This window comes from Aureimonas sp. Leaf454, from assembly GCF_001424685.1.
Taxonomy (GTDB): Bacteria; Pseudomonadota; Alphaproteobacteria; order Rhizobiales; family Rhizobiaceae; genus Plantimonas.
Window position 1 is genome coordinate 873,638 of sequence record NZ_LMQT01000001.1, and the last position, 23,320, is coordinate 896,957.

At 68.9% G+C, this 23,320-nt stretch carries 23 protein-coding genes; 7 read left to right on the plus strand and 16 right to left on the minus strand.

All coding sequences use genetic code 11. The features are described from left to right. Window positions 1–59: 59 nt before the first annotated feature. The 3 genes from ASG43_RS03935 to ASG43_RS23050 all read right to left on the minus strand — a co-directional run bounded on the left by ASG43_RS03935 (window position 60) and on the right by ASG43_RS23050 (window position 2,050). The gene (locus tag ASG43_RS03935) at window positions 60–941 is read right to left on the minus strand and encodes a S49 family peptidase (protein ID WP_056500354.1); all 882 of its coding nucleotides are present in this window, start codon (window positions 939–941) and stop codon (window positions 60–62) included. A 78-nt stretch (window positions 942–1,019) separates the two neighbouring features. After that, entirely contained in the window at window positions 1,020–1,835 is an 816-nt protein-coding gene (locus ASG43_RS23045; protein ID WP_244487980.1) for a methyltransferase, read from the minus strand. Then, window positions 1,832–2,050 carry a DUF2007 domain-containing protein gene (locus ASG43_RS23050; RefSeq protein WP_056500360.1) on the minus strand — a complete coding sequence of 73 codons (219 nt, stop codon included), beginning with the start codon at window positions 2,048–2,050 and terminating at the stop codon, window positions 1,832–1,834. Before ASG43_RS23050 ends, ASG43_RS23045 begins: the two co-directional genes overlap by 4 nt. A gap of 279 nt (window positions 2,051–2,329) precedes the next feature. Here ASG43_RS23050 and ASG43_RS03950 point away from each other — a divergent pair, with 279 nt between their 5' ends. The 4 genes from ASG43_RS03950 (at window position 2,330) to moaB (ending at window position 6,859) form a co-directional block, all read left to right on the plus strand. Beyond that, window positions 2,330–3,316 carry a polyprenyl synthetase family protein gene (locus ASG43_RS03950; protein WP_056500363.1) on the plus strand — a complete coding sequence of 329 codons (987 nt, stop codon included), beginning with the start codon at window positions 2,330–2,332 and terminating at the stop codon, window positions 3,314–3,316. A 179-nt stretch (window positions 3,317–3,495) separates the two neighbouring features. Then, window positions 3,496–5,343: a tetratricopeptide repeat protein gene (locus tag ASG43_RS03955; protein ID WP_056500366.1), complete on the plus strand. Its 1,848-nt coding sequence runs from the start codon at window positions 3,496–3,498 to the stop codon at window positions 5,341–5,343. Beyond that, window positions 5,340–6,317: a 4-(cytidine 5'-diphospho)-2-C-methyl-D-erythritol kinase gene (locus ASG43_RS03960; protein WP_082490638.1), complete on the plus strand. Its 978-nt coding sequence runs from the start codon at window positions 5,340–5,342 to the stop codon at window positions 6,315–6,317. Before ASG43_RS03955 ends, ASG43_RS03960 begins: the two co-directional genes overlap by 4 nt. Beyond that, entirely contained in the window at window positions 6,314–6,859 is a 546-nt protein-coding gene (moaB, locus tag ASG43_RS03965) for a molybdenum cofactor biosynthesis protein B (protein ID WP_056500367.1), read from the plus strand. The genes ASG43_RS03960 and moaB overlap by 4 nt, the downstream gene beginning before the upstream one ends. A 68-nt stretch (window positions 6,860–6,927) precedes the next feature. Here moaB and ASG43_RS03970 read toward each other — a convergent pair whose 3' ends face one another. From ASG43_RS03970 to ASG43_RS03980, 3 genes are all read right to left on the minus strand, one after another. Further along, a complete protein-coding gene (locus ASG43_RS03970) occupies window positions 6,928–8,265 on the minus strand; it encodes an SDR family oxidoreductase (protein ID WP_082490579.1) in 1,338 nt (445 codons plus the stop codon). Continuing rightward, a complete protein-coding gene (locus ASG43_RS03975; protein ID WP_056501113.1) occupies window positions 8,262–8,729 on the minus strand; it encodes a DUF2269 domain-containing protein in 468 nt (155 codons plus the stop codon). Before ASG43_RS03975 ends, ASG43_RS03970 begins: the two co-directional genes overlap by 4 nt. Window positions 8,730–9,477: 748 nt before the next feature. Then, complete coding sequence (locus ASG43_RS03980; protein WP_056500372.1) at window positions 9,478–10,002, minus strand: hypothetical protein; 525 nt, start codon at window positions 10,000–10,002, stop codon at window positions 9,478–9,480. A gap of 128 nt (window positions 10,003–10,130) precedes the next feature. Here ASG43_RS03980 and ASG43_RS03985 point away from each other — a divergent pair, with 128 nt between their 5' ends. Together ASG43_RS03985 and ASG43_RS03990 are read left to right on the plus strand one after the other, a co-directional pair. Further along, window positions 10,131–11,315, plus strand: coding sequence for a PA0069 family radical SAM protein (locus tag ASG43_RS03985; RefSeq protein ID WP_056500374.1), 1,185 nt, complete (start codon window positions 10,131–10,133; stop codon window positions 11,313–11,315). 399 nt (window positions 11,316–11,714) lie between these two features. Further along, entirely contained in the window at window positions 11,715–12,314 is a 600-nt protein-coding gene (locus ASG43_RS03990; RefSeq protein ID WP_244487981.1) for a ribonuclease HII, read from the plus strand. Window positions 12,315–12,478: 164 nt separating this feature from the next. Here the strand turns inward: ASG43_RS03990 and ASG43_RS03995 are convergent, their stop codons facing one another. The 8 genes from ASG43_RS03995 to ASG43_RS04030 form a co-directional block, all read right to left on the minus strand. Further along, window positions 12,479–12,964, minus strand: a complete 486-nt coding sequence (locus ASG43_RS03995; protein ID WP_348271061.1) for a F0F1 ATP synthase subunit B — start codon at window positions 12,962–12,964, stop codon at window positions 12,479–12,481. Between the two features lie 12 nt (window positions 12,965–12,976). After that, complete coding sequence (locus tag ASG43_RS04000) at window positions 12,977–13,582, minus strand: F0F1 ATP synthase subunit B (protein ID WP_056500377.1); 606 nt, start codon at window positions 13,580–13,582, stop codon at window positions 12,977–12,979. 81 nt (window positions 13,583–13,663) lie between these two features. Then, the gene (locus tag ASG43_RS04005) at window positions 13,664–13,891 is read right to left on the minus strand and encodes a F0F1 ATP synthase subunit C (protein ID WP_056500380.1); all 228 of its coding nucleotides are present in this window, start codon (window positions 13,889–13,891) and stop codon (window positions 13,664–13,666) included. 87 nt (window positions 13,892–13,978) lie between these two features. Further along, complete coding sequence (locus ASG43_RS04010; protein WP_056500381.1) at window positions 13,979–14,728, minus strand: F0F1 ATP synthase subunit A; 750 nt, start codon at window positions 14,726–14,728, stop codon at window positions 13,979–13,981. Window positions 14,729–14,849: 121 nt separating this feature from the next. After that, a complete protein-coding gene (locus ASG43_RS04015; protein WP_056500383.1) occupies window positions 14,850–15,284 on the minus strand; it encodes an AtpZ/AtpI family protein in 435 nt (144 codons plus the stop codon). 74 nt (window positions 15,285–15,358) lie between these two features. Further along, complete coding sequence (locus ASG43_RS04020; protein ID WP_056500387.1) at window positions 15,359–16,639, minus strand: cell wall hydrolase; 1,281 nt, start codon at window positions 16,637–16,639, stop codon at window positions 15,359–15,361. 104 nt (window positions 16,640–16,743) lie between these two features. After that, window positions 16,744–18,162: a ribosome biogenesis GTPase Der gene (gene der, locus ASG43_RS04025; protein WP_056500391.1), complete on the minus strand. Its 1,419-nt coding sequence runs from the start codon at window positions 18,160–18,162 to the stop codon at window positions 16,744–16,746. Window positions 18,163–18,247: 85 nt separating this feature from the next. Beyond that, complete coding sequence (locus ASG43_RS04030; RefSeq protein WP_162244669.1) at window positions 18,248–19,195, minus strand: tetratricopeptide repeat protein; 948 nt, start codon at window positions 19,193–19,195, stop codon at window positions 18,248–18,250. 270 nt (window positions 19,196–19,465) lie between these two features. Between ASG43_RS04030 and ASG43_RS04035 the strand changes: the two genes are divergently transcribed. Continuing rightward, entirely contained in the window at window positions 19,466–20,497 is a 1,032-nt protein-coding gene (locus tag ASG43_RS04035; RefSeq protein WP_056500392.1) for an Ldh family oxidoreductase, read from the plus strand. Between the two features lie 46 nt (window positions 20,498–20,543). Here the strand turns inward: ASG43_RS04035 and ASG43_RS04040 are convergent, their stop codons facing one another. Continuing rightward, on the minus strand, window positions 20,544–22,790 hold the full coding sequence (locus ASG43_RS04040; protein ID WP_056500395.1) for a xanthine dehydrogenase family protein molybdopterin-binding subunit: 2,247 nt from the start codon (window positions 22,788–22,790) through the stop codon (window positions 20,544–20,546). Between the two features lie 17 nt (window positions 22,791–22,807). Further along, a complete protein-coding gene (locus ASG43_RS04045; protein WP_056500397.1) occupies window positions 22,808–23,260 on the minus strand; it encodes a (2Fe-2S)-binding protein in 453 nt (150 codons plus the stop codon). Window positions 23,261–23,320: the final 60 nt, after the last annotated feature.

Consider the following 23,320-nt stretch of genomic DNA (forward strand, 5'->3'; position numbering starts at 1 on the left):
CTATGGTCCGGCAGCCCGCTTTCGTAAAGCGGCGGACCGACGCATTCTCCCGCCCGGCCTCAAAGGCCGAACCGGCTCCAGGCCAGGCGCTCCTCCGCGAGCGCCGCCAGACGCTCCACCGCGCCCGCGCCGGCAAGCTCCAGGCTCGCCCCCGGGGCGCTGCCGCCCTCGAGGCTCTGCCCGGCCAGCCGCCGACCGATGAAGCCGCGGGCCGGCTGGACGACCACCGGCTTCACATGCTCCCCGAACCGCTCGCGCAGGACGCCGCGAAGGTCGCCCAGGTGATCGACGAGGCCGAGCTCGAGGCCCCGCAGGCCCGACCAGAACTGGCCGGTGAACAGATCGTCGTGATCGGCGAGCCGGTCCCCTCGACGGGACGTCACGAGGTCGATGAAGGTCTGGTGGATCTCGCGTTGCAGGGCGAGGAGATGGGCGACGTCCTCCTCGCGCTCCGGCCGGAACGGATCGAGCACGGCCTTGTTGCGGCCGGACGTGTGCACCCGGCGCTCGACGCCTAGCTTCTGCAGCGCCTCGACGAAGCCGAAGCCGCCGGAGACGACGCCGATGGAGCCGACGATCGAGGACGGATCGGCGATGATCTCGTCGCCCGCGCAGGCTATCATGTAGCCGCCCGAGGCCGCGACATCCTCGACGAAGACGAGGACCGGCTTCTTCTTTTCCGCGGCGAGATCGCGGATGCGCTGGAAGATCAGGCGCGACTGGACGGGCGAGCCGCCCGGCGAGTTGATCGAGATCGCGACCGCCGGCGCCTCCTTCATCGCGAAGGCCTTGTCGAGGATGCCGGCGACGCCGGCCAGCGACAGGCTCGGCCGCAACGGCCCCGAGGTCGCCATGATCGTGCCGGTGAGCCGCACGACCGGCACGGGGACACTCTTCTTGCGCAAGCGCCTGGGTAGATAGGTCTGCAAGGAGAAAGCCAAGATTGTCGCCCGTCTGAAGGAGGACCGGCGCTGCCGGGATCTCCCCGATGTAGGCGTTTGCGCCTTTCGCGCAAACCGTCAGCGCGCGATCTCGAAGTCGATGGCCGCCCGCCCGTCCCCGATCGCGGCTCCCATCGGGGTCGCGCGCCCCTGCGCATCGGCGAGAACGACCGGCGGCAGGATCTGGAACGGCGCCTTCGATCCGCGCCGCGCCGCAAGGAGAATGCGGCTCGCGGGTCGCTCCGGCCGCGGATGTACGGGCCGCAGACGGATGTCGCCGTAGCGGTTCGTCGCGGCATCGAGAACGGCCTGGAGACTGTCCGGCCGCGCGACGAGAAGAAGCAGCCCCCCCGGCTCGAGAAGCGCCGATGCCGCGGCCAACCAGCGCTGCAGGAAATCGGGCTCCGGCATCGATCGCGCGGCCTGCCGGGACGGTTCGGGCGAGGCGCGGCCGCCGGCGGGGTGAAAGGGCGGATTGGTGAGAACGGTCTGGAACGCGCCGTCGAAGAGACCCGCAGCCTCGCGCGCGGTCCGCCCCGCCAGGAGATCGACCTCGGCGACGGCGAGCCGGCCGCCGAAGGCCGCGTTGGCCGGAAGCGCGAGGCTCGACCGCGCGAGGTCCGCCATGGCCGGATCCCGTTCGACGAGGGTCACCCTGAGATCCGGACAGCGCGTCGCCGCCGCGAGCGCGACGACGCCCGAGCCCGCACCGAGATCGGCGGCCCGGCCCTTGCGGTCCGCGGGGATGCAGGCGGCGAGCGCCAGCGCGTCGAGCCCGGCGCGAAATCCGCGCCTGGGCTGCAGGAGATGGAACGCGCCACGAAAGAACCCGTCGCAGGTCGTCTCCGGCGCGACCTCTCCCGCCGCCGCGCCGCGGTCCGACAGGCCGGTCAGGACAGTTCCTGGCCGAGATCGGCATCGCGCAGGATCCGTCGCGCCTGCTCGATCCGGTCGGCCTCCACGAGCACGCGGCGCGGCAGAACGCCGATCGAGCCGTCGAGGATGCTCATGTGGCTGTCGGCGACGAAATGCCCGATGCCGGCGTCGGTGAGCAGTGAATCGACGAAGGAGATCGTCACCATGTCGTTCGTTCGCATCAGTTCGAGCATAGGGGATCTGCGCCTTCGTTCCGTTCGATGAGCCGCCGATCGAGGGTCCGGCTCGGCGCCGAGGCTTCGCGGCGACCTTCGCACCACCGGGCCGCGCGGAGCAAGCGCTCGTCGCGGATGGGACAGGCCCGGCGACGTCCGCAGCGATCTCGGCCTCCCCAGCCTTACCGCAACGCGGCACTGCGCCATGTTGGAGACTTGCTGCCCCGGCCGTCCCGTGATTAGTCCTCGCGCGAACAACGGAGAGACCTCGTGAGTGTTGCCAACCCCGCCCGTGAGATGCCCGCACGGGCCTCGATCGAGCCGATCGTGCGGCTGACGTCGCCTGCGATGGGCGAGGTCAACGCGATGATCCTCGCGATGGCGGGATCGAACGTCGCGCTCATTCCCGAGATCGCCGAGCATCTCATCTCCTCCGGCGGCAAGCGCCTGCGGCCCATGCTGACGATCGCCTCCGCCCTTGCCCACGGCTACAGCGGCGACGCGCATGTGAAGCTCGCGGCCAGCGTCGAGTTCATGCACACGGCGACGCTCCTCCACGACGACGTCGTCGACGAGAGCGATCTCCGGCGCGGCAAGCAGTCCGCCCGCATGATCTGGGGCAACCAGGCGAGCGTGCTCGTCGGCGACTTCCTGCTCGGGCAGGCCTTCAAGACGATGGTCGAGGTCGGTTCGCTGGAGGCTCTGCGCATCCTGTCCGGCGCCTCCGCCGTGATCGCCGAGGGCGAGGTCTGGCAGCTTTCCGCCGCCAAGCACATGACGACGAGCGAGGCCGACTACCTGCAGGTGATCGAGGCCAAGACCGCCGCGCTCTTCGCCGCGGCGACCGAGGTCGGGCCGGTCGTCGCCGGCGCGGGGCCCGAGGCCTGCGCCCGGATGCGCGACTACGGCCTCCATCTCGGCCTCGCCTTCCAGCTTCTCGACGATGTGCTCGACTATCGCGGGACGGCGAAGGCGCTCGGCAAGAATGTCGGCGACGATTTTCGCGAGGGCAAGATCACGCTTCCCGTCATCCTCGCGCATGGTCGGGGAACGGAGGCCGAGCGCGCCTTCTGGCGCGAGGCCATGGAGAAGGGCGTCAACGACGACGCCGCTCTCGCCGAGGCGAGACGTCTCCTCGACCGCCACGGGGCGCTCGAAGCCACGATCGAGCGCGCCCGCGGCTTCGGAAACGTCGCCTTCTCCGCCGCCGCCTCGCTGCCGCCGTCCGAGGCGCGCGAGGCGCTGATCGAAGTCGTCGCCTTCTGCATCGAACGCATCAACTGACGGAGAGCCGGCGCCGCGGCCCCAAAATGGTCACCCTGACCGGACAAACGGGGATCGTGGCATTGCCCGGGCAATTGCCGTAAACATCGTTGTTTCCGTTGAAACCCTCGAAGATCGGCTCGGCGCTTCGATCCCGGTCTTCCCGAAATGACGAGTCGGCTTCGAAAGGATTTCAGTCCGTGCCCCAACAGCGTCATGCCCGCCTCGTTCTTGCCGCCCTGATCGGGCTTTCGCCGCTCGTCTCCGGCATCGCCCTCGCCGCCGGCACGGACGGCGCGGTCGCCGCACGGTCCGGTCTTTCGGCGACGCAAACGCTGTCCGGCGCCTATCTCGCCGCCAAGTCCGCGCAGGCCGGCGGCGATCTCTCCGCCGCGACCGGCTTCTACGCCGAGGCCCTGGCGCTCGACCCCGCCTCCGAGCCGCTGCAGCAGGATGCGATGTTCGCCTTCCTCGCCGCCGGCAATTTCGACGAGACGGCCGAGCTCGCCGCCAAGATCCGCGACACGCCCGAAGCCGGCAAGGTCGCGCGCCTCGCGCTCGGCGTCGATCTCCTGCGCAAGGGGCGCTACGTCCCGGCCATCGCCGAATTCGACATCGTCGATCCGAGCGATCTCGACGCCGTGCTTCTCGGCCATCTCTCGGCCTGGGCCGATGCGGGCGCCGGCAATGTCGACGGAGCGCTCAGCCGCCTCAAGGAGCTGCAGGGCGCCAGCTGGTACCCGATCTTCAACGACTACCAGAGCGGCCTGATCGCGACCTTCGCCAACCGGCCGGACGTCGCGCGCAGCGCCTTCTCCGCCGTCATCGAGGATCCCGCCAACGCCCAGACCTCGCCGGACGCCTTCCTCGCCGCCGCCGAGGCGCTCGCCCGCCTCGAATCGCGCGCCGGCAAGAAGGACGCGGCCATCGCCGCCCTCGACAAGGGCCTCGATGTCGCCGACAGCTACGACCCGCTCCTCCACCTCAAGGCCCGCATCGAAAAGGGCGAGACGATTGAGCCCGCGGTCGCCAGCGTCAAGGACGGCGCGGCGGAGAGCCTCTACATCCTCGGCCAGGCCATCAATCGCGGCGACGGGCAGCAGGTCGCGCTTCTCTATTTCCAGCTCGCGCGCGCCCTTTCCCCGACCGACCCGAACCTCATGATGGCGCTCGCCGGCATCGCCGAGCGCAACGACCAGGTCGATCAGGCCATCGCCTATTACCGTCAGATCCCGGCCGATTCCGGGCTCCAGCGCGCCGCCCGCCTGCAGACCGGCCTCGACCTCTGGTCGGCCGAGCGCAAGGAGGAGGCCAAGGATCACTTGCGCAAGGCCGTCGCCGACTATCCGGACGATCTCCAGGCCTATCTCGCGCTCGCCGATGTCCTGGCCGCGGACAAGGCCTATGCCGAGGCGGCCGAGGCCCTGGACAAGGCGGTCGCGATCGCCGTGCCCGCCAAGAAGGAAACCTGGAACCTCTACTACCAGCGCGGCATCGCCCACGAGCGGCTCAAGGCTTGGGACAAGGCAGAGCCGGACTTCCGCAAGGCCCTCGAGCTCTCGCCCGACCAGCCGCAGGTCCTCAACTATCTCGGCTATTCCATGGTCGACATGAACCGGAACCTCGACGAGGGGCTGGACATGATCAAACGCGCCGTCGAGCTTCGCCCGAACGACGGCTACATCATCGATTCGCTCGGCTGGGCCTATTTCCGCCTCGCGCGCTTCGACGATGCCGTCGAGCAGCTCGAGCGCGCCGTCCTGATCACGCCCGTCGATCCGACGATCAACGACCATCTCGGCGACGCCTATTGGCGCGTCGGCCGCACCCGCGAGGCGAGGTTCCAGTGGAGCCGCGCGCTGGTGGGCGAGCCCAAGCCCGAGGCCGCCGAGGTGACGAAGATCGAGGCCAAGTTGAAGGACGGCCTGCCGCCGGAAACCCGCAAGGCGGAGATGGAGAACGGCAAGCCCCTGAAGGCGGAAGCGCAAAAGCCCCTCGCGACGGCCTCCGAGGCCGTGCCGGCCGCGCCGAAGGTCGTGCCGAACTGAGCGCCGCAAGCACGACGGCGGCCCCTCGTCCGCTCGCGGCCGGCCCCGAGCGCGCCTCGGCCAAGATCAATCTCGCGCTCCACGTCACCGGGCGGCGCGAGGACGGGTATCACATGCTCGACAGTCTCGTCGCCTTCGCCGAGATCGGCGACGACGTCGCCATCGCGCCGGCCGGGAGCGATCTCCTGACCCTCAGCGGCCCCTTCGCCGACGCGATTGCGCCAGACGGCGACAACATCCTCGTCAAGGCGCTCGACCTCGCGCGGCGGGCGGGGGACGCAGTGGGCTGCGCGATCGGCCCCCTCGCGATCCATCTGGAGAAACGCCTGCCCGTCGCCTCGGGCATCGGCGGCGGTTCGGCCGATGCCGCGGCGCTCCTGCGCCGTCTCGCCGCGGCCCATCCCGAACTCCGGGCGCCCCTGTCCGCGACGTCTCTGTCGCTCGGCGCGGACGTTCCGATGTGCCTTGCCGATCGCCCCTGCCGCGTCGGCGGGATCGGCGAGGCGATCGAGCCGCTCGCGGCCTTCCCCGCCATGGCGATCGTCCTCGTCAATCCCGGCACTCCGGTGTCGACGCCCGCCGTCTTTCGCGCGCTGGAACGCCGCGACAACGCGCCCCTGCCGGAGCTCCCGCAAGGCGGCTTCCGCACCGCATCCGCGCTCCTCGCCTGGCTCGCGCAGACCCGCAACGACCTCGAAGCACCCGCGCTCGCCATCGCGCCGGCGATCGGCGCGGCGCGCGCGGCCTTGATCCGAGAAGGCGCGTCCTTCGCGCGCATGTCCGGCTCCGGCGCGACCGTCTTCGGCCTCTTCGAGGGTGCGGACCTCGCGGCCCGCGCCGCGGCCGCGCTCGGGGCCGAACATCCCGCCTGGTGGGTCGCCCCGTCCCGGCTCCGGCCGGCCGGATCGCCGGACGCCGTCGTCGCCGGCAAGGCCCGGCCCACTTCCGAACTCGATCCGGGATACAGACCATGAGCGAGCGCGACTTCATCCCCCTCGGCATCGCCGTCCTCACCGTCTCCGACACGCGCACGCCCGCCGAAGACCGCTCCGGCGCGACGCTCGCCGAACGGCTGGAGGGAGCCGGCCACCGCCTCGCGGGCCGGCGCATCGTCGCCGACGACGTGGAGGCGATTCGCTCCGCCGTGACCGACTGGTCGAAGGACCCCGCCGTCGACGTCGTCATCACGACGGGCGGGACCGGCTTCACCGGCCGCGACGTGACGCCGGAGGCCCTGGAGCCGATCTTTGAGAAGCGGATGGACGGCTTCTCCGCGATCTTCCACCGCGTCTCCTTCGAGACGATCGGCGTCTCGACCATCCAGTCGCGCGCCACCGGCGGCGTCCTCAACGCCACCTTCGTCTTCGTCCTCCCCGGCTCCCCCGGCGCCTGCCGCGACGCCTGGGACCACATCCTCGCCCTCCAGCTCGACTACCGCCACAAGCCCTGCAACTTCGTGGAGATCATGCCGCGGCTGGACGAGCATCTGCGGCGGGGGGGCGGAAGGTCGGCCTGAGACGGGTCGATCGTTCGCACCGTCGGGAGACGGCGGGTCCTGTGCCGCCCGGCAGAGAGCCGTCTTGCTCACCGATCCTCGATCACCGCCAGCCCCACCATCATCAGGACGATGGCGGGGCCGGTTTTGACGAGCGCCCCGAGGGGGTCGATCCACAGGCCGGGTGTGATGAGGGCTGCACCGAGCATATAGACGATGGAGAGGCCGATTCCTGCCAGCAGGCCGATGCGGCAGGTCCGCCGGTTGGCGATCAGGACACCGATCGCGATATCCATGAGGCTCGTCGCGACCGTGACGATCTCCGCCGGCGAGCGTGCAAAGCCGCGATCGGTGAGAATCTCGACCGCCGCATCGAAGGCGACGGAAACCGCGATTCCCCCGGACACGATCCAGAATGTCACGAGGATGCCGAAAATGAAGGCCTTCAGCAGGTAGAGCCGCGCGAACCACCGCTCCTGGACCGTTGCCGCGATCGTGTCGAGGGTTGCAGGCCCGGACAAGGGAACAAGGCCCGTCGCCGCCCGCCAGCTTGTCGCGTCGCCCGTCACGCCGCGGCGCATCTCGGAAAGAGCGGTCGATCGGACGGGAGGGCGCCAGCCGAGCCGCGAAACGGCGTCGCCCGCGACGCCTGCCGTGATCAGCATCCAATGGGGAAGCTCGACGCGTCGGCGCGGCCCGGCCAGCCGCGCGGAAAGCCTGGCCAGAACCTCGCCGACGGTCCTCGGCTCATCCTCCATCATGTCCCAACTCGCCTGCCAGGTGGAGCGACCCGTCGTCGACTGGTCCAGGAGGAAGGCGACCGTGCGACCGATGTCGCGGGCATCGGTGACAGCGAAGGGGCGTTCCGCGACCTCGTCCGGAAGATCGAAGGGGACAACGGCCAACGATCGCATGAGAGCGCTGCCCCCGAAGGCCGCCTGGGCGACGACGAAACCGGGATGAAGGATCACATAAGACAGAGCCGAGCGCCTGATCGCCGCCTCCGCAGCCCGCTTGCCGAGGCTGAACTCCGTCCGATCGTCCTCCGGCAGGCCGGGGATCGAGATGTGGATCAGAAGCGGCGAACGCTCTTCTGACGTCTGCAGAGCCTCCACGAGGCGTTCCACGAAATCGCGGTTGGCATTCGAGGCGGACGCGCCGGGGGCGTCTTGAAGCGCTCCAACGCAATTCACGACGACATCCGCCTTCGTCCCCGCGAGGAAGGCGCTGAGGCTTGCCGTATCGGCGTCGACCAAGGAATATCGCATCCAGCGTCCGCGCCAGGCGTCGGTCTGAACGGGTGTGAAGCGCCTTGCGACCGGAACAACCTCGTAGTCCTGCGACAACAGAAAGTTGCAAAGAGCTTCGCCGATCAGACCCGAAGCACCGAGCACGGCCACAATCGGTGTCCCCGGATCGCGGCTCATAGCGAGGGCCGCGCGATCATCAGCCAAAGGATCGCGAGAACGGAGCCGAAGCCCGGCAGACCGAAGACGAACCAGATGCGGTAGAGGCGGTGATAGGCACGCGGGAGCGCCTGTCCGGCCTCTGCCGCATGTCGCGCGAGATCGCGCATTCGCGCCTGGATCCAAACCACCGGCAGCCAGAAGACGCCGGCCACGCCATAGAGGAGGATCGCCAATCCCAGCCATCCCGTCCAAGGATCAGCGCCCGTCATCTCGGCGAGGAAATATCCGGTGATCGGCTGCGCGATGACGGCACTGGCCGTGAAGATCATGTCGGCTGTGACGACGACCGCCGCCGTGCGTGCGACGAAGGCGGCGTCCTTCGTGCGGTGGGCCATGACCATGAAGAAAGCGATGCCCGTTCCCGTCCCGAGAAGGGTGATCGCTCCGATCACATGCAAGTATTTCAGAAGATTATAATCCAAGCGGAGCTTGCCAAACCATCCTTCGACCAGCACCTCGAGGCGGTCGATGCAGAGGTAAGAAGTTATATTCGGGAATGGAATGGCGCGAAAGTCGGATTTCGAACGGTCGGAGACGATACGAAGGACGAAGTCGCCAGTCCTCCTGAAGACATCCGGTGGACCACCCCGTCCGATGACGTCGAGCCGGCTTCGTCTCTGACATTTCCGACAAACTTATCCCCGCCCTTCCCGCCGCCCCTATCCTTCCTCTCACCACCAGCCCGCGAGACGGGCGCGAATGATCACCGGGATCGTTCGGGGGCTGGGGGCGGGTCTCGGGAGGATGCCGTTTCGGAACGGCGGAGCCCCTGGGTCCGGATGTTCGCGTCGGCTCCGGGAAACCGGGGTTGCGGGAGAGATCGGCGTAGATCCTGGCGGGCGAAGTCGCCCAAAGTCCAATATGCCCGATCAACGACGCACGAAGCGGGATATCCCGTCCACGACGATCGAACGAACCTCGCTGGTCGCGAGGTATCCGGACAGAAGCCCGCGCGTGGACGCCGGAGGCGGACCAACCACACCACATACCCCACACCGGAGGGTCTTCCTCCGGCGTCCCGCCGCTCCCCATGGGGACGGCCCGAGCATCCCGGCGACCAGCCCGCCGGCTCGATCATCACCCCGGCGCGCCAGCGTGCGGGCGTTTCGGTGCGTCGGGAGAAGCGAGGAACCGGCTCAAGCGAATTTCCATTCGCCGGACCTCTCCTCCCTATCCCTTCCCCGCCGGCCGGATCGTCGCCTCCAGCCGCGTCGCGGCGACGCCGCGTCCCATCGTCTCCAGCGATTGGGATGCCTTGGACAATCCGACGGCCTGGGCTTTCGGCAGAAGCAGCGCCTCCGCGAGCGCCGTCCGCTTCTGCCCGAATCGCGCGAAGAAGCCGGGCCGGTCGCGCTTGGCGCGCGAGAAACGCGCGGCGTGCGGCGTGCGGGTCCCGCCCTCCACCTCGGCGACATGGGCCTGAACGTCCTCGATCCAGTCGGAGGAAAGCCGAGCGCCGGCCTCGATCAACAGGATCCACTCGCCTTTCGCGCCCGCGACGACCGCCGCGAGATCCCCGGCCGGCGCCACGCGGCACCCCGCATGGTCCGCCACCTTGCGCGTGCCGGCGTCGAGACCGGCATCGAGGACGACGACGTCCCGAACCAGCCCCTCCACCGCGCCCGAGACGAGCGAGGCGAGCGTGCCCCCGAGAGCGGGCGCGTCGTCCGCGGCTTCGATGAAAACAGTCAGCATAGCCTCGCTTAGACGATCCCGCCGGCAGCGACCAGCCAGGGGCGACAGCGATTTTTGTTCTTGTATTGTTCTCATCCCCCCTTTAGGACTTTGATCATAGATCGACGATTGGATCGGAAGTCTCTCCCATGCACAGCGTAGAGATCGCAGACCGCGCCGCTTTCGCCTCCCGGAGGCCCCCCCAGAGCGGCCTCCAGGGCCCGGTCGACATCGCGGATCACGTCATCGCCGAATCCGGCATCCGCGTCGGCTTCGACCGTCGGCGAGGTCGCGGCGCCGCGACCAACGTCTCGGGCCGGTACGAGCCCTTCGCCCGCAGCGCCTATGACGACGGCTGGAACTCGCTCGACGACCTTCCCGCCTTCCGCACCGACGTGCAGGTGGAGAAGCCCCGGACGATCATCACGAAGAACGCCTCTCCGGACATTTCCTTCGACCGCTCGGTGAATCCCTATCGCGGCTGCGAGCATGGCTGCGTCTACTGCTTCGCGCGGCCGAGCCATGCCTATATGGGGCTGTCCTCCGGGCTGGATTTCGAAACGAAGCTCTTCGCCAAGCCGAACGCCGCGCAGCTTCTCGAAGCCGAGCTGTCGAAACCCGGCTACGAGCCGAGATCGATCGCCATCGGCACCAACACCGATCCCTATCAGCCGATCGAGAAGAGCTGGGGCATCATGCGCGAGATCCTCGAAGTCCTGGAGGCGGCCGATCATCCCGTCGGCATCGTCACGAAATCGGCTTTGGTCACGCGCGACATCGACATTCTCTCGCGCATGGCGAAGAAGGGCCTCGCCAAGGTCGCGCTTTCCGTCACGACGCTCGACCGCACGCTGGCGCGCGCCATGGAGCCGCGCGCCGCGACGCCGGCCAAGCGCATCGACGCCGTGCGGGCTTTGACCGAAGCCGGCATTCCGACCATGGTCATGACGGCGCCGATCATTCCGGGCCTCAACGACCACGAGATCGAGAAGCTGCTCGAGGCCGCCGAAGCGGCCGGTGCGAGGGAAGCGGGCTACGTTCTCCTGCGCCTGCCGCTCGAGGTCAGCCCCCTCTTCAAGGAATGGCTCCTGCGCCATTACCCCAACCGTTATCGCCACGTGATCTCGCTCCTGCGCCAGATGCGCGACGGCAAGGATTACGACGCAGAATGGGGCAAGCGCATGAAGGGCACCGGCCCCTACGCCTTCCAGATCAAGCGGCGCTTCGAGCTCGCGGCGAAGCGGCTCGGCCTCAACGAGACGCGCGCCAAGCTTCGGACCGACCTCTTCCGTGCGCCCAAGAGCGCGGCCGGCGTCCAGCTCTCGCTGCTCTGACGTCAAAACCTGGATCGCCGGCCGTCCCCCGGCCGGCGCCGCCCGAGGGGAACATCGACCCCGGTTGCCCCGGGCCTTGTGGAGAATCGGGGAATGCGCGAGTCTCGCCGCACGATGGCTCGCCTTGACCCCGATTCTCCCGCCGCCCTTTCACTGGATCGCGCGGCGGCGACCGCTTCCGCCGGAATGCCCGACGACGTTGAACGAAAGGCCGGTCCCGCCGGGGCGGTCTCAACGCAGGTCGATCCGGCGACGTCGAAGAGCGCCGTCCGTTCGTCCACGGCCAAGCGAAGGTTGTCCGCCGCACCGGCCGCCGGCTCACCGGCATCCGCGCGTCCCGGCCCGCCGCCGTCGAGGTCCCGGAAACCGTCCGCTCCGGCCGGCGCTCCCGATTTTCAGATCGAGGTCGAACGTCTCGACCTCGGCGCCCGCCATGTGGCCGGCGTCGACGAAGCCGGGCGCGGACCGCTGGCCGGCCCCGTCGTCGCGGCCGCCGTGATCCTCGATCCTCTGCGCATGCCGTCCGGGCTGAACGATTCCAAGCAACTTACCGCCGCCGAGCGCGAGCGCCTCTTCGCCGAGATCCTCGCCAGCGCCCGCGTCTCCGTCGCCTCCGCGAGCGCCGCCGAGATCGATCGCATCAACATCCGGCAAGCGACGCTTCTCGCGATGACGAGGGCCTTGGCCGGCCTCGACCACACCCCCTGCCACGCCCTCGTCGACGGCCGGGACGTCCCCGCCGCCTGGACGACGCGCGGCACCGCCGTCATCGAGGGAGACGCCCGCTCCCTGTCGATCGCAGCCGCTTCGATCGTGGCCAAGGTGACGCGCGACCGCATGATGCGAAACCTCTGCCGCGCCTTTCCCCTCTACGGCTTCAGCCGCCACATGGGATACGGCACCGCCGAGCACCGCCTTGCGCTCGGCCACCACGGCCCCTGCCCGTACCACCGCATGACCTTCGGACCGCTCCGCCAGGGCTCGCTGTCCTTCGACTGACGGCGGCGCGCGCGGGCACGGGACCGTCCGACCCCGCCCGACCCGCGCCTCGGCGCCGGCACTGTTCGGCACGTCTGTTGCGAACAGGGGCGGCGCGGATCAGGGCCCAACGCAAAACGCCGCGGCCTCTCGGCCACGGCGTTTGCAATACAATTCGTTCTAAATCAGTTGAGCTGCTGGCGCACGTCCTGGATCGACTGATCGAGAAGCCGGCTGCTCTGTCCGGCTGCGTTGCGATCGACGATGATCTTGGTGGCGGCGGCGACCGCGATGTCCACCGCCGAGGCGCGGACCTCCGCGATGGCGTCGGCTTCGGCCTGGCTGATCTTCAGCTCGGCCATGGCCGCGCGGCGCGTCACGTAGTCCTCGCTCTTGGCCTTGGCCTCCTGCAGGAGGCCGGCGGCTTCGCGGCGTGCGCCTTCGACGATCTCGCGGGCCTCGGTCTCGGCCTCCTGACGACGACGCTGATATTCGGCCAGCTGCGCCTTCGCCTCGTCCTTCAGGGAACGCGCCTCGTCCAGATCCTTGCGGATGCGGGCGGCACGGGCGTCGAGCGCCTTGGTGATCATCCCCGGCACCTTGAAATAGCAGAGGAGGATCAGGAAGAGGATGAGGGCGACGAAGGCCCAGAACGTGTTGTCGATCGCCATGGTCGCTTCTCCTTACGCCCGAACCGCGCGGACGGCACCGGCAACCTCGTCCGGCGACGCATCGAGGCCGGCGACGGTGGAAACGATCGTCTGGGTCGCGGTTTCCGCGATCGCGCCGACATCGGCGAGCGCGCTCTGCTTGATCTCTTCGATGCGAAGGCGGGCGGTTTCGAGCTTGGCGTCGAGATCTCTCTCGATGCGGGCGCGCTCGGCATCGGCTTCCGCCTTGGCGGCCTCGCGGGCCTCGATGGCGATCTTGTGCGACCGCTCGCGGGCTCCGGCAAGTTCCGTCTCGTAGGCGGCATGGGCGCGATCGGCCTCCGCCTTCATGTGCTCCGCCGCCTCGATGTCGAGGGCGATGCGGTCGCGGCGATTCTCGATGATGCCGCCGAGGCGCGGCAGGATGGCCCTCTTCAGGAGGAAGTAGAAGAGGCCGAAGCTGATCGCGAGCCACAGGAGCTGCGAGGGAAAATATTGGGCGTCCATCGGCGGGAACACGGCGCTGTGGCCAGCACCCTGCTCGGTGAGTTCGCCATGAATCTCGGACTCGAGACCCGGCAGTTCGGGATGCCCGCTCGCGGGGGCTTCTGTCTGCGCGTAGGCCGCGGTCACGAACATGGGGTCTTATCTCCGGCGAAAATGTGCCGGCCGGGGGCGTTTCGCCCGCTCGGCCGGCTGATCAGGTGGTTCTGTCCGCGATCAGACCGCGAAGAGAAGGAGCAGCGCGACGAGCAGCGAGAAGATGCCGAGCGCTTCCGTGACGGCGAAGCCGAAGATGAGGCGGCCGAACTGGCCGTCGGCGGCCGAGGGGTTGCGCAGCGCGCCGGCGAGGTACTGGGCGAACATGTTGCCGAGGCCGAGGGCCGTACCGGCCATGCCGAAGCAGGCGAGACCAGCGCCGATGTAACGTGCAGCTTCCGCGTCCATGGGATTCTCCTTATCTGGAACTGTTGGCTTGGGTGGGCGGTTGGAAGACGCGAGGACCCGGCGGGCACCCGCGACGTACGAGAGCGATCAGTGGTGCGGATGCACCGCGTCGTTGAGGTACATGCAGGTCAGGACCGCGAAGACGTAGGCCTGGAGGAAAGCCACCAGGAATTCAAGCCCGGTCAGCGCCACCGTCATGATCATCGGCAGGATCGCGCCACCGACGCCGACCGCGCCCAGCGCCGACAGCGACACGACGAAGCCCGCGAAGACCTTCAGCGTGATGTGGCCCGCCAGCATGTTGGCGAACAGACGAACCGACAACGAAATCGGGCGGGACAGAAACGAGATCACCTCGATCAGCACCACGAAGGGCAGGATGACGCCGGGCACGCCGTGCGGAACGAACAGCTTGAACCAGGACAGCCCGTGCTTGGCGATGCCGTAGAAGACCACCGTGCCAATGACGAGAAGCGCCAAGGCGAAGGTGACGATGATGTGGCTCGTCACGGTGAAGAAATAGGGGAACATGCCGAGGAGATTGGCCACCAGCACGAACATGAAGAGCGAGAACACGAAGGGGAAGAAGTGCATCCCCGACTTCCCTGCCGCATCGCGCAGCATGTTGGCGATGAACTCGTAGCTCATCTCCGCGACCGACTGGGTGCGGTTCGGGACGAGCGCGCGATTGCCGGTCGCCCAGTAGAGGAAGCCGGCCGCGACCGCCGTCGTCGCCACCATGAAGAGCGACGAATTGGTAAAGGAGAAGTCGAGCCCGCCGATCTCGATCGGCACCAGCTTCTGAATCACGAATTGGTGGAGCGGGTCGTTGGCCAAACTTCACTGCCCTTCAGCTACGGCAGGCTCCCGGCGGAGCCCTCGTGCCCCCTTGACGGAGCCGCCCTGCCATAGCCGCAAGGTTTCGCATGCGCAACCGTTTCTTGGCCTCGTTATCGAGCTAATCCCGTCGATCCCCGTGCTTTTCCTCAAGGTCCGGCCTTTTGACCGGGGATGTGTCCGTCCTCGCGTCCGCGTCGGGGCGCGGCACGGCGCCGGTCCTCGGCTGCGGCGCTTTTCCGATCGAGCGCAAGACGTTGAGGACGCCGGCGGCAAATCCCAGCAGCAGGAAGATGACGAGACCGAAGGGTTGCGTGCCTGCGATCCGGTCGATGAGGTAGCCGATTCCCGCTCCCGCCAGCACGCCCGCGACGAACTCGCTGGCGAGCTTCATGCCGTCCGCCGCCCCCCGCATGGTCGTGCCGGGGCCTTCGGACGCGGGCTTGGCGGCCAGACGCTGCGCGGCGAGCCGCGCTTCGAGCGTTCGCCGGCGCGCGAGGAGCTCGGCCTCGGCCTGGTCGCTCGGCAGGCTCGTCTCCGGACGCTGGTCGCTCATGGCTCGGCCCTTCCCTTTGCTCGCCCGGCCATCAAGCTCGAAGCGACGCGAGGGTCAACCCGGCCGCAGAACCCTCAGTTCCAGCCGCCGCCATAGGTGCGGTAGAAGATGTGCCGGCCGATCTTGTCGACCTTCTGCATCGCCTTCGCCCAGCGCGGCGCGACATAGGTGGCGTGGTAATGCGTCGACGACCCGACATCGGCCAGCCAGATCTCGCCGCGCGTCACCTTGTCCGCGACATCCTTGGCCCGGGCATAGGCCCGCTTGTTGAGGATCCGGTCCTTGTAGGCGTCGCAGGCGAAGGAGAACTGGCAGCGGTTGCGCCAGGACTTGTTCTGGTAGACGACGCCGCAGATCGTTTTGGGATAGGTCGGGTTGCGCACGCGGTTGAGGATCACCTGCGCGACGGCGGCCTGGCCCTCCTCCGATTCGCCGCGGGCTTCGAAATAGATGCCGGTGGCGAGGCAGGTCTGCTCCTTGCCTGAATAGGCCGACGGCGGCAGCGGCGTCGCGGCCCAGGCGTGATCGCCCTTGCCGAGCGGCGGCACGAAACCCGTCCCGTTGCCCTGGGTGCCGAGAATGCGGCCGAACAGGGCGGCCGCAGGATTGGCTGCGGGTTCGGCGGGCGCGTAGCCGAGCGCTGACACGCCGTCGGCCGGCGCCAGCGAAGCCATCTCGACGGTCTCGGCCTTCGCAACGACGCTGGCCTTAGGCTTGGAAAGACGTCCGCCCTTGCGCGATTCGATCGCGGCGATCATGACGCGGTCGGGCGTTCCGCCCGGCAGCGGCGCTCCCGCGTCCGGACGCGGCGAGAAGGCCATGGCGACTTGAACGGCACGGTCGGAGGCGACCGGCCGGGCGCTCGCGGGCATCAGGCCGGCGACGCCCGTCGAGACGACCGGCCGCAAGAGGCTCTGGCGCTCCAGAATCGAGCCGGCGCTGAAGGCCTTCGGCAGCGAAAGCGGCGTCGCCGCGAGGACTCGGCTCCCCTTCTCGCGGCGGTTCACCCGCGTCTCGTCGGGCGTGTCGAAGCTCTCGCGAACCGTGTCGAGCGTATAGACGTCCTTGCCGGTGGACAGTCCGGCGCCGCGCGGCAGGCGCGAACGATCGGCCGCGTCGGCGAAGGCGAGCTTGGCGGTCTCGATCGAACCGGCCGGCGACGGGACGAAGGTCGCCTGCCATCGGGCCTGAGACCGCGCCCCCTCGATGAGGCTCGTCATGTCCTGCAGCGCGACCTCTCCGGTCGTCGCGGGAAGGAAGGCAAGCCCCGCGCAAAGGACGAGGCCCAGTCTCTGTAGTGCCGTCCGCCCGTTTGTCCGACCCATCGCCCGGGGACGCTTCGCCGTCTTGTCCATGCCCCGATACCCGCTTCGTTCCACCGATCGATGCGAGTATGTTTCGTTAACCTTGTCGCTTGGTTAACGCGGGTTGAAAACATTCGGAAATTCGTAAGGCGGGTTCAGGTGTACTTCTTGGCGCGGCCGGCGAACGGGTTGTCCGGCTTGCGCAGGCCGAGCCGGATGGGAACGCCGCCGAGGCCGAAGCTCTCCCGTAGATTGTTCACGAGATAGCGCGTGTAGGACGTGCCGAGCGCTTCGGGACGCGTCGTCGAGATCATGAAGGTCGGCGGGCGGCTCTTCACTTGCGTCATATACTTGATGTTGACGCGGCGGCCCGCGACCGCCGGCGGCGGATGATGCCCGACGACGCGCTCCAGCCACTGGTTCAGCTTGGCCGTCGAGATGCGCTTGTTCCAGGTCTCGTGCGTCGCCATGATCGCCTGCATCAGCCGGTCGAGCCCCTCGCCCGTCTCGCCGGAGACCGGCACGGCCTGGATGCCGCGCGCCTGCGGCAGGAGCCGTTCGGTCTTCTCGCGCAGATCCGCCAGGACCGCCTGGCGGTCTTCCACGAGATCCCACTTGTTGAAGGCGATCACCGGCGCGCGGCCCTCGCGCATGATGAGATCGGCGATCGAGAGATCTTGGCGCTCGAAGGGAATGGTCGCGTCGAAGACGACGACGACGACCTCGGCGAAGCGGATCGCCCGCAGCGCATCGGCGACCGACAGCTTCTCCAGCTTCTCCTGCACCTTGGCGCGCCGGCGCATGCCGGCCGTGTCGAACATCTTGACCCGGCGACCGCGCCAGTCCCACTCGACCGAAATGGAGTCGCGCGTGATGCCGGCTTCCGGGCCGGTCAGAAGCCGGTCCTCGCCGAGGAAGCGGTTGATCATCGTCGACTTGCCGGCATTCGGACGTCCAACGATCGCGATCCGCATCGGCTTGGTCGCGTCGTAGGACTCGATCGGCTCGTCCTCGTCGAACTCGATCTCCGTGTCGGCGACGGCATCCGGCGCGGCTTCCGCCTCCGGCTCCTCGAACGCCGCCTCGCCGAGCGCGCCCACGATCGCGTCGCGAAGATCGCCCATGCCCTCGCCATGTTCGGCCGAGATCGGAACAGGCTCGCCGAGGCCGAGAGAATAGGCATCGTAGAAGCCGGAATCCGACCCTTTGGCCTCCGACTTGTTGGCGACGAGGAGAACCGGCCGCCCGCGCTTGCGCAGCAGTTCGCCGAAAGCCTGATCCTGGGGGGTGATGCCGCTCTTGGCGTCGACCATGAAGAGCGACAGATCGGCCATGTCGATCGCCCGCTCGGTCTGCGCCCGCATGCGGCCTTCCAGCGTGTCGTCCACCGCTTCCTCGAGACCGGCCGTATCGACGATCTCGAACTCGAGGTCGAGCAGCGAGGCCTCTCCGACGCGGCGGTCCCGCGTCACGCCGGGGCGGTCGTCCACCAGCGCGAGCTTCTTGCCCACGAGGCGGTTGAAGAGGGTCGACTTACCGACATTGGGTCGGCCGATGATGGCGATGGTGACCATGAGGCGCGGCTCCGGCAGAAAAGTGAGGATCGCAGGCCCCCGCAGAAAAGCCAGAGCGAAGCCGATATGGAAGACCTGAAAGCGATCAGGACGGCGGTGTCGAGGGCGCGGCCGGTGCGACGGCGGGAGCCGGAGGCGCGGCAGGCGTGCTGGGGGCGGTCCCGGATTCGGCCGGTGCCGGCGTCTCGCTCGGGACCGGTGCAGCCGTCGCCGGTGCGGTCGCGGGCGGCGTGGCAGCTGCAGGCGTCGTCGGCGTGGCTTCGGCGGGAACGGGCGTCGCGGTCTCGGCGGACGCCGGCGTCTCCGCCGCAACCGATGCGGCATCGGACGCGGCCGGGGCGGCGTCGGATGTCGCCGCCGCCGACGCCGTCGGCGGCTGGCTGCCGGCCGCGATCATCTCGAGCATCAGGCCGGCGCGAAGCGCGATGCCGGCGGGCGCGCCGCCGTCGTCGCGGATCTGTTGGAAGAAGCCCTTGGCCGCCTCGTTGTCGCCGGCCTTCCAGCTGGCGAGACCGAGCGTCTCGCGCGCGGCGGAGCGCAGCGCCTCCGCATCGCCCGTCAGACGCTCGGCCCGCGCGCGAACGTCGTCGAGCGTGCCGGAATCAACGAGGATGTAGGCCGCACGGATGGCGGCCATATCGCGCATCGGCTGCGGCGTCTTGGCGTCGTTGGCGATGCCGTCGAGCGCGGCGACCGCCGCGCCCGTGTCGCCCTCGGCGACGCGAACCGTCGCGATCCGCATGCGGGCGAGATTGGGATAGGCCCCGTAACCATCCTGCGTCAGTTCTTCGAGCTGCTGGACGGCGGCGGTCAGATTGCCCGCCGAGGCGAGGTCGAGCGCCGAAAGATACCGGTCGCCCGACGCGTTGGCCTGCCGTTCCTGCCAGGCCTTCCACGCGACCCAGCCGCCGGTCGCGAGCACGGCGAGGATCGCGATCGCGATCAGCGCTCGGCCGAAACGGGCCCAGAGCGCACGCGTGCGCTCGTGGCGGATCTCCTCGTTGACCTCGCGAAAGAAGCTCTCGTCACTCATGCCTGGCGTCACCTCGAACCCTTGCGACGGCCGCGCCGGAGCGGAGGACGGCGGCTCGTTCCTGTTTCGGAGCGCCCGCACGGCCGGGCGCATCGGCCTGCCGAAACCGGAAAGACCGCTGATACGAAGTCGCGTTCTAACGATTTCTGGCGCAAACGAAAGCCCGAAGCCGGCCCTCGCGTCAGCCGGGCGAGGATCCGACCCTTGCTCCGGCGTCCGGAATGATCAGAGATGCCGCCCTTATCGCTTTTTGCCGAACGGACCCAGAGCATGACGCAGCCGATCCTCGTTCCCGCCGACATCCTCGAAAGCCGCCTGCGCGGCGCCTTGGAAGCGGCCGGCGCCGATGCGCCATCGGTGGAGGCGTGCACGCGCGCGCTGATGCACGCCTCGCGGCTCGGCGTCGACAGCCATGGCGTCCGCCTGGTCGTCCACTATGCCAGGGTCATGGGCGGCGGCCGGGTCAATCCATGCCCGAACCTCACCGTCCGGCGCACGGCCGCGGCGACCGCCGTCGTCGACGGCGATAACGGGCTCGGTCACCGCACCGGCTACGCCGCCATGGCCGAGGCGATCTCGATCGCGCGGGAAGCCGGCATCGGCGCGGTCGGTGCGGTCCGCTCGTCGCATTACGGCGCGGCCGGCGCCTATGCGCTCGCCGCCGCCGAAGCCGGGATGATCGGTTTCGCCACCACCAACACCGATTCCTGCGTGACGCTGTTCGAGGGCGCCGAGCCCTTCCACGGGACCAATCCCCTCGCCTTCGCAGCGCCGAGCGGAGCCGAGAAGCCCTGGCTCCTCGATATGGCGACCTCCTCGATCCCGCTGAACCGCGTCTTCCTCTACCGAACGCTCGGGCTCCAGCTTCCACCCGGCGTCGCGGCCGATGCCGCGGGAGAGACGACGCGCGACCCCGAGGCGACGCGGATGCTCCTGCCGCTCGGCGGCGCGGATTTCGGCTTCAAGGGCGCGGCGCTGGCGGGCCTGGCGTCGATCCTTTCCGGCGTGCTCCAGGGCGCGACGCTCGATCAGGATTTCATCCAGATGGACCATCCGACCGAGATCACGACGCCGCGCGGCATGGGGCACTTCTTCCTCGCGATCGATCCCGAGAAGTTCGGCGGCGCCGCGCTCTTCGCGGCGGGAATGGCCGCCTATCTCGGCGCGCTCCGCGCCGTGCCGCCGCGCGAGGGCGGGAACGTCATGGCGCCCGGCGATCGGGAATGGCAGGTCGAGGCCGACCGCGCGCGCGACGGGATCCCCGTCGATCCTCAGACCGCCGCCTTCCTCGGCCTGGCTTGACGTATCGCGGCTCGGGCGGGATAGATCCGCGCCCGAGCCGTTGCCCTCAGCTGCCCGAGGACAAGGCCGGGACGAAGGGCAGGTTTCGCAGCCGCTTGCCCGTCGCCGCGAAGATTGCGTTGCCGAGCGCCGGCGCGGCCGAGACGGTCGCCGTCTCGCCCATGCCGCCCGGCTCCTCGCGGCTCTCCACGATGTGCACGTCCACGGGGATGCTCTCGTTCATGCGCAGCTGGCCGTATTCGTCGAAGCTCGTCTGCTGCACGCGGCCGCCCTCGAAGGTGATCCCGTTGTAGAGCGCGGCGGAGAGGCCGAAGAGCAATCCGCCCTCGACCTGCGCCTCCACGACGTTGGGATTGACGACATGGCCGCAATCCACCGCCGCGACGGCGCGCTTCAGCTGGACCGAACCGTCGGCCGTCATGGCGATATCGAGGACGACGGCGATGTAGCTGCCGAAGGACAGGTGCAGCGCGACGCCGCGCCCCTCGCCCTTGCCGGGTTTCCAGGTGCCCCAGCCGGCCTTCTCCGAGGCGAGCGTCAACACGTTGGCCGCGCGCGGGTTGGCGCCGAGCAGCGACAGGCGGTAGGCCACGGGATCGACGCCGGCCGCAAGCGCGAGCTCGTCCATGAAGCTTTCCACCACGAAGACGTTGTGCGTCGGCCCGACTCCGCGCCACCAGCTGACCGGCACCGGCGGATCCTTGCGAACCCAGTCGACGAGGAGCGTCGGGAAGGCATAGGGCGGCTCGGCCGCGCCTTCCACGGCGTCCGAATCAAGCGTCCCGTCCGGCAGGCCGGTCGGCAGGTAGCTGCCGAGAACCGAGCCGCCCGTGACGTGGTCGATCCAGGCGACGGGCTTGCCGTCCTCGCCGAGACCGGCCGAGATCCGGTCATAATAGGCCGGGCGGTAGAGATCGTGGCTGAAATCCTCCTCGCGCGACCAGACGACCTTCACCGGATAATCCACCTGCCGGGCGATCTCGACGGCCTGTCCCACATAGTCGGCCTCCAGCCGCCGCCCGAAGCCCCCGCCGATCAGCTGGTTGTGGAGCGTGACCTTCTCCACGGGGAGGCCGAGGATCTTGGCCGCGAGCGCCTGCGCCGCGGTCGGCACCTGCGTGCCGCACCAGATCTCCGCCTCGCCCTCGCGCACATGGACGAGGCAGTTGATCGGCTCCATCGTCGCGTGGGCGAGGAAGGGCAGCTGATAGACCGCCTCGACCTTCTTCGCCGCGCCGGCGAAGGCGGCGACGGCATCGCCCTCCTGCTTGGCGAGGACGGGCTTGCCGGTTTCGGACGCCGTCTTCAGGTCCGCGAAGAGCGCATCCGTGCCGAGGCCGGAATTCTGACCTTCGCCCCACTGGATCTCCAGCGCATCGACACCCTGGCGCGCCGCCCAGTAATGATCGCCGGTGACGGCGACGGCGTTCTTCAGCTTCACGATGTCACGCACGCCGGGGACGGCGCGCGCTCCCGTCTCGTCGACCGTCCCGAGCGTCCCGCCGAAGACCGGGCAGGCCACGACGGTGGCGACCTTCATGCCCTCGACCTTGACGTCGATGCCGAAGATCGCGGTTCCGTCGGTCTTCGAACGGCCCTCGACGCGAGCGGCGGGCGTGCCGATCAGGGTGAAGCGTGCGGGATCCTTCAGCGCCACGTTCTGCGGGAGCGGCAGCTTGGCGGCATCCTCGACGAGCTCGGCATAGGTCGCGGAGCGGTTGCTGTCGGCGTGCGAGACCGTGCCACGGGCCACTTGGAGAGCGGCGGGATCGACGCCCCAGCGCTGTGCCGCGGCACCGACGAGGAGCATGCGCGCCACGGCGCCAGCCTCCCGCAGGGGACCCCAGGTCGACCGGATGGAGGTGGACCCGCCGGTCGTCTGGGATTGCAGGAGAGGCTGCTTGTAGAGGTCCTCGTTCGGCGGGGCCGGCAACACGACGACCTGGTCGAGGCCGACTTCCAGTTCCTCGGCGATTAGCATGGCCTCGGCGGTGTGGATGCCCTGTCCCATTTCGATGTTGGGGATGAGGAGGGAGATCTCCCCCGTCGGGCTGATGCGCACGAAGCCGCCGGGCGCGAAACCCTGGAAGGCGTCGCCGGTGTCGCCGCCCTCAACCTGTCCTTCGATGGCGCGAAGGCTCGGCTGCTCGCCGCCCTGCGCCCAGACCTTGCGGCCGAGCGGCGAGACGGCGAAGGCGATGGTGAGGCCGCCGCCGAGAAGGCTGCGGCGCGTGACGTTCGTCCGGCTGACCGGCGCGGCGCTCCGAAAAGCGGCTTGAAGGGACTCCCCCATGGTTCGCTTCCTTCCGATCAGGCCCGGGCGGCCGTCTTGATGGCTTCACGGATGCGCGGATAGGTCCCGCAGCGGCAGATGTTTCCCGACATGGCCTCGTCGATGGCCGCATCGTCCGGCGCTGGATTTTGGGACAGGAGCGCCGAGGCCGACATGATCTGCCCGCTCTGGCAGTAGCCGCATTGGACGACCTGATGGTCCAGCCAGGCCGCCTGGACCTTTCGGCCCGCATCGGTCTCGCCGACCGCCTCGATGGTGGTGACGGCTGACGTGCCGACCGTGGAGACGGGCGTGACGCAGGACCGGACCGCCTCGCCGTCGACATGCACCGTGCAGGCCCCGCATTGCGCGACGCCGCAGCCGAATTTGGTGCCCGTCATACCGACGACGTCGCGCAGGACCCAGAGGAGCGGCATGTCCTCGGGAACGTCGACGCTGTGGCGCTGGCCGTTGATGGAAAGCTCGATCATTTGACCCTCGAGAACGCGGGAGGACCGCGGGATGATGTGAAGGATCCGATGATACCTAAT

What these genes read in the sequence shown, in the direction of transcription:
- ASG43_RS03985 (WP_056500374.1), top strand. Translation starts at nt 10,131, where the DNA reads ATGCACAGCGTAGAGATCGCAGACCGCGCCGCTTTCGCCTCCCGGAGG.
- ASG43_RS03950 (WP_056500363.1), top strand. Translation starts at nt 2,330, where the DNA reads ATGCCCGCACGGGCCTCGATCGAGCCGATCGTGCGGCTGACGTCGCCT.
- ASG43_RS04045 (WP_056500397.1), bottom strand. Translation starts at nt 23,260, where the DNA reads ATGATCGAGCTTTCCATCAACGGCCAGCGCCACAGCGTCGACGTTCCC.
- der (WP_056500391.1), bottom strand. Translation starts at nt 18,162, where the DNA reads ATGGTCACCATCGCCATCATCGGCCGACCCAATGTCGGTAAGTCGACC.
- ASG43_RS03980 (WP_056500372.1), bottom strand. Translation starts at nt 10,002, where the DNA reads ATGCTGACTGTTTTCATCGAAGCCGCGGACGACGCGCCCGCTCTCGGG.
- ASG43_RS03995 (WP_348271061.1), bottom strand. Translation starts at nt 12,964, where the DNA reads ATGGCGATCGACAACACGTTCTGGGCCTTCGTCGCCCTCATCCTCTTC.
- ASG43_RS04020 (WP_056500387.1), bottom strand. Translation starts at nt 16,639, where the DNA reads ATGGACAAGACGGCGAAGCGTCCCCGGGCGATGGGTCGGACAAACGGG.
- ASG43_RS23050 (WP_056500360.1), bottom strand. Translation starts at nt 2,050, where the DNA reads ATGCTCGAACTGATGCGAACGAACGACATGGTGACGATCTCCTTCGTC.
- ASG43_RS04000 (WP_056500377.1), bottom strand. Translation starts at nt 13,582, where the DNA reads ATGTTCGTGACCGCGGCCTACGCGCAGACAGAAGCCCCCGCGAGCGGG.
- ASG43_RS04030 (WP_162244669.1), bottom strand. Translation starts at nt 19,195, where the DNA reads ATGAGTGACGAGAGCTTCTTTCGCGAGGTCAACGAGGAGATCCGCCAC.
- ASG43_RS04040 (WP_056500395.1), bottom strand. Translation starts at nt 22,790, where the DNA reads ATGGGGGAGTCCCTTCAAGCCGCTTTTCGGAGCGCCGCGCCGGTCAGC.
- ASG43_RS04005 (WP_056500380.1), bottom strand. Translation starts at nt 13,891, where the DNA reads ATGGACGCGGAAGCTGCACGTTACATCGGCGCTGGTCTCGCCTGCTTC.
- ASG43_RS03970 (WP_082490579.1), bottom strand. Translation starts at nt 8,265, where the DNA reads ATGAGCCGCGATCCGGGGACACCGATTGTGGCCGTGCTCGGTGCTTCG.
- ASG43_RS04035 (WP_056500392.1), top strand. Translation starts at nt 19,466, where the DNA reads ATGACGCAGCCGATCCTCGTTCCCGCCGACATCCTCGAAAGCCGCCTG.
- moaB (WP_056500367.1), top strand. Translation starts at nt 6,314, where the DNA reads ATGAGCGAGCGCGACTTCATCCCCCTCGGCATCGCCGTCCTCACCGTC.
- ASG43_RS04015 (WP_056500383.1), bottom strand. Translation starts at nt 15,284, where the DNA reads ATGAGCGACCAGCGTCCGGAGACGAGCCTGCCGAGCGACCAGGCCGAG.